Genomic DNA, 3,509 nt, shown 5'->3' with positions numbered 1-3,509 from the left:
AGAAAATGCTGAAGCAATTTTGCACGCTAGATGTCAATGGGCGGCGGGAAGTTGGCTAACTTTTTGTGATTCCATTTTGATTGCTAGACTTTATCCTGCTTGACCCAACTTTTTCGTGTTGCACCCCGTTTAAGTAGACTGATTTTGTAATTAGAGAGTTTGTCCGCTAAAGAAACTTCTTGAATCTCAACAGTAGTTTCAGCGATCGCACTTCTAATACCTATCTCAATATCTGCCAAATACATTCCTACAGAGGCGTTGGCTATTTCATTGATTTCTATGGAGCTGTATGTAGTGGGCAGGATTGACTCTAAATGGGCATTAATTTTCTCCACTGTGGGCAGTTCTTGAGTAATAGTAGGAATTAGAGCCGCTATATCAGATGAGAGACTGGCATTTGGCCCTAACAATATGGCTGTTTTATGAGAATTTTGATTGTAGAGTTTCAAGTTGATCAGCGCCGACTTAATCCACTCCGCAGTCAAGAAAAAATCAGAGTCAATAGTCGCTTGACTAATCCAAGGAAATATTCCTTCCAGTATCAGAATCCCTTGTAGAGAAGTCGTTTTCCAAAATCTTAGAACTTCAAAATAATCTTCGCGTACAGTCTTAGTCGTATTCGGCTTGTATTCACTCACTTGTTCTAAGCTCAACTGCTGCCCATTTATCTGCAACCGATATAATTGGTCATCCTCCAGCATCCATATATAACAGTTAACATTTCTTAAAGCACATTCACTAGTGAGTTTTTCAAGTAACCTTATTCTCTCCTGTGATGGAGACTCCACTGCAATCAGAGGGTTTTGCTGTTCAATCAGATTAAACAATTGAGAAACTAAATCAGCCATGAGTAATCGCTCTAATCGTCCTTGTTATCCAATAATATTTGTGCCACCTGATGTTAAATCAGGCAAATTTCAGCCATTGATTCTACCTTCAGAATCAAACGAAAACACGCGATTGGGCGCTTCGGAATTGGAGTTTGGCAAGATACTACGACATCACTTTGGGTCTTATGCTTTGTCCCAACAGCAGTTTTTACCCCCTGGTCACGACCGCCCTTATAGCGCTGATTTTGTTGTCGTGGAACCAAATACAAACTTGCACATAGATTTGGAGATTGATGAGCCATTTAGTTTTAGTGGAGAACAGATCCACTGCGTGGGGATGGATGATTACCGCAACAAATGTTTTATCGAAGCTAACTGGATAGTACTGCGTTTCGCTGAGGAGCAAATCAGGAGTCAGCCCTTGCGTTGTTTGCGGGTTTTGGCGAATCTCATTGCCAAATACACTCTAAACTCTACTTGGAAAGCATCGTTTCAAGATGTCGAACAGCTGACTCCACTGTTTCAGTGGACACAGAGAAAATCCAAAAAGCTCTCGCGTCAAAACTACCGAAAACAATATCTTTAGTGAGTTACTCGCGGTTGATTATTTACCACAGGTGGCGTTGCACCAGCTTTCGATAATTCTTGGGCATTAAATACTCTGTCGAAAAATGCAATCATTCCCAGGATAGCGAAGGCAGTAATCATTACTCTTTGTAAAGAGCTAAATATTGACTTCTCTTGGGCTTCTTGCCGTAACTGTTTGTGTTGCTCTTTCTCCAGTTCTGTATTTTTCAAGTAGGACAGAAATGCTATTGCTTGAGTTGGGTCTTCACCAGAATAAAGCTTGTTAAATACTAAAGCCTCTAAATCTTCTCTACTATTGTGATGAGTAGATAAATCTTTATTGTCATCTGCCACATCCTTTTTAGGCTTCGCTAGTGTATTCATACAAACTCCTAACTCTAAATTTCAAGCTGTCAAAAGTCTATCTATTTTTAGCTAAAACTGCACTGAACAAACATCAAATCTTTCACCTAACTTTAGTTAATTAAAACACCTAACTAGAGTTAGGTGTCTCACAACAAGTTAAAGCTCTAGCTCTTTGGTGCGACCACTTCTGAACTGTCGTTGAGGCTGATCTGGTTCAAAGGGATCACTCCCGTCTGTAAATAATTCTTGTGCCAGAGTCCGCCCATCCCCATCTTGATCACTATTTAGAATATGTTGAACTACCTCAACTGGTATGCCTTGCTGCCACCCATGAGCGAGAAATCCTCTGATAAATTCGGGTGTGGCTTGTTCTTGAGCTAATACTGATAAGATGCGATCGCTATCATTGATGTTCATATTCTTGATGCTGGTGACTCCCGCATCTTGGTAAACACTCTCAAATATGTCTACAGACCTTTGATCAAAGCTTTGTTGTTTTGCCTCTTGGGCCAATTGCTCTGTAGCATCCATATTTATATGCCTTCTTTCATTGGTAAAAAGTTTTTCCAAGGGTCGTGATTGGGACGCGTATCTAGAAGCGTTTTCTTCACTTCGGATTCGGGTTTAAGCTGTGTTTCGGGTTTAGGCTGTGGTTCAGGTAATGATTCGGGTTTTGCTACTGGTTGAGGAACTAACGGTGAGGAGCGGCTGTAAACAAAGTTGGCATCTAGCATCTCAATATGGTTTAGATGAGAAACCCAAACATCAGCCAGTCTATTTCCTAAGTTCTTAGTATCTAAAGTAGCCGGAATTTTTACCCCACCATTCCAGACAACAGGTATTTGTTCTTGAGTAAAATACTCCGTTAGTTCTTTGTGAACGAATTCTCCAGTACCCCCACAAATCAGAACTTCATCAAAGACCGCGATATTCCTAATCCACCGTAATAAAGCGCGGCAATACTCCCGACGCACAAGGTCTAAGGATGCTTGAAAGTTCGTCAAATCAGATTCAACTTCATTGGACTTAGTTTTACGTGATAACGAGCGCAGTGCATCAAACTCTCCAGCAGCAGCTAACACCAAAGCTGAAGTTAAACGCGAATCATCCTTCGATAATCCAACGGCAGTGTGATTAACAAAACGTTCTACTAGCCAATTCATTCCCAAATCTGTAGATTCCGCCTTACTTTGGTTCCCCCTTTCAATAAGTGTAAAACTGGCATTGCGATAGCCTAGCATCAGCATGGCAATACTCTGATGGCAATGAGCGTCTCCTAAAGTATGACAACGGTATGAGAGAATACCACTACCCTCATTAGATACATAGAAATTACGTTGCCTCAGTTTTAATCGACCTGTCGGCGTGGTGATTCCTTGTTTAAGAGCAGCAGACAATTGTTTACCCAAGCGATCGCCATCTTTGGATTCTCCAGACGGCAGCAGCAAATGTAGAAAAATATCAGCTTGTTGTAACTTGAAATGACAACAGGCTAGCCATATTAAAGCAGCTAACTTTGGCAGAGCGTACCGATATTTGAGATCACGAATCGCAGATGTGCCAGCAAAAATACTTTTAGCCAAGCTACCTAAAACGTAGTATTCCGAACCGATTCCTACCCCAGGGTAAACGCATCTAAGTATAGTACATAAATACTAAGAGAGATAAAGGCAGCGATCGCTCATGGTATAGAGGTTGAGCAATAAGGCTTTGATGGTAAAGTCATTGTAAAAGTAGCAATATTGC

At 41.1% G+C, this 3,509-nt stretch carries 5 protein-coding genes; 1 reads left to right on the top strand and 4 read right to left on the bottom strand.

Translation table 11 applies throughout. The features are described 5' to 3' along the window. Nucleotides 1-83: 83 nt before the first annotated feature. Entirely contained in the window at nt 84-848 is a 765-nt protein-coding gene (locus tag FNW02_RS37755; protein WP_191762568.1) for a hypothetical protein, read from the bottom strand. Between FNW02_RS37755 and FNW02_RS37750 the strand changes: the two genes are divergently transcribed. Beyond that, nucleotides 847-1,416, top strand: coding sequence for a hypothetical protein (locus FNW02_RS37750; protein ID WP_191762567.1), 570 nt, complete (start codon nt 847-849; stop codon nt 1,414-1,416). The two genes, FNW02_RS37755 and FNW02_RS37750, sit on opposite strands and share 2 nt — an antisense overlap. On the opposite strand, the gene FNW02_RS37745 is transcribed toward FNW02_RS37750, so the two are convergent. From FNW02_RS37745 to FNW02_RS37735, 3 genes are all read right to left on the bottom strand, one after another. Further along, a complete protein-coding gene (locus FNW02_RS37745) occupies nt 1,413-1,781 on the bottom strand; it encodes a hypothetical protein (RefSeq protein ID WP_191762566.1) in 369 nt (122 codons plus the stop codon). The genes FNW02_RS37750 and FNW02_RS37745 overlap by 4 nt on opposite strands. Nucleotides 1,782-1,919: 138 nt before the next feature. Next, nucleotides 1,920-2,294 carry a hypothetical protein gene (locus tag FNW02_RS37740; RefSeq protein WP_191762565.1) on the bottom strand — a complete coding sequence of 125 codons (375 nt, stop codon included), beginning with the start codon at nt 2,292-2,294 and terminating at the stop codon, nt 1,920-1,922. Nucleotides 2,295-2,296: 2 nt separating this feature from the next. Next, complete coding sequence (locus FNW02_RS37735; RefSeq protein WP_191762564.1) at nt 2,297-3,346, bottom strand: hypothetical protein; 1,050 nt, start codon at nt 3,344-3,346, stop codon at nt 2,297-2,299. Between the last annotated feature and the right edge of the window lie 163 nt (nt 3,347-3,509).

The sequence above is a fragment of the Komarekiella delphini-convector SJRDD-AB1 genome (assembly GCF_014831675.1).
Taxonomy (GTDB): Bacteria; Cyanobacteriota; Cyanobacteriia; order Cyanobacteriales; family Nostocaceae; genus Komarekiella.
Note: the sequence above shows the minus strand (reverse complement) of the source record. Positions and strands in the feature narration are given on the sequence as shown.

Bases quoted from the DNA above. Each gene is read 5' to 3' on its own strand.
- FNW02_RS37750 (WP_191762567.1), top strand. From the start codon at position 847: ATGAGTAATCGCTCTAATCGTCCTTGTTATCCAATAATATTTGTGCCA.
- FNW02_RS37755 (WP_191762568.1), bottom strand. From the start codon at position 848: ATGGCTGATTTAGTTTCTCAATTGTTTAATCTGATTGAACAGCAAAAC.
- FNW02_RS37745 (WP_191762566.1), bottom strand. From the start codon at position 1,781: ATGAATACACTAGCGAAGCCTAAAAAGGATGTGGCAGATGACAATAAA.
- FNW02_RS37740 (WP_191762565.1), bottom strand. From the start codon at position 2,294: ATGGATGCTACAGAGCAATTGGCCCAAGAGGCAAAACAACAAAGCTTT.